1 protein-coding gene is annotated in these 843 nt (G+C 45.1%); it reads right to left on the bottom strand.

The annotated features are described in order from the left end of the window. Window positions 1–15: 15 nt before the first annotated feature. A partial coding sequence (locus E1189_RS02605) for a hypothetical protein (protein WP_196221102.1) occupies window positions 16–843 on the bottom strand: 828 nt, incomplete at its 5' end.

The following is an 843-nucleotide window of genomic DNA, read 5'->3' as shown; positions in this document are numbered from 1 at the left end:
CTCGATCATAAAACCTCAACAGACCCTAGTATCCAGTTTCAATCTATTGATAAATTCCTGAGCGATAACCGTCAAATCGTTCTTATCAAGAACCAGAGCGCCATGGGATCGGAGAACTGTTCTGAGGTAATGCTCGTAGGCGCCGTCCCACTGAAAATGATTTATTACCTCCGTCATAAGCGCATTCAACTCAGCTGCTGATTGAGGAATATGGTACCCTGTTTGATGCATCACAGATCCGGCCCGAGCATCAAACCAACAGGCAGTTATCCCTTCTCCGTTAACATGAGCTATCTGATACAAATAATCTACGAAAGCTTCTTTGATAAGCTCAGAATATTGATGAGACATAACGGATAATCGTTTACGCAATGTCTCTTTATCAGGGCAATGTTGGCAATGCTGCTCACTAAGTTCATGAGCTTTCTTCATTAAACTTGTATCACCCCACTGAGGGGCTCCAGCCAGAATGACAGGACGATGCTTACTGGCTCTGATTTTGAATACAGAAAAAGCAGGGAGACCGGTGAGCAACCTGCCTATATCTGGAACACCTTCCGGTTCCTCTGTCCAGGAGGGGGTCAGATTATCTATTTTCAGGTTGCTCTCCAGTGTGGGTGAATGTCCACTGTACATTGGCGGGGCTAAAGGTGAAGCAACGCTCAATATTCTCCTGATGTCGCCGTTCGTGCCTCTTTTCTTACCCAAAAAATGGACATACCAGTTTTTCAAGAGACGTTCTACCAATGGTTTGAGTTCATTGACAGCGTCCAGCTTTTTCAACAGAGCATGAAGTGTTCCTGCCTCACTATCAGGGCAATTGACCGGTTCAAGCCAATTTTT

This window comes from Parendozoicomonas verongulae (assembly GCF_009711465.1).
GTDB classification, from domain to species: domain Bacteria; phylum Pseudomonadota; class Gammaproteobacteria; order Pseudomonadales; family Endozoicomonadaceae; genus Sansalvadorimonas; species Sansalvadorimonas verongulae.
This window is presented reverse-complemented; position numbering and strand designations above follow the sequence as displayed.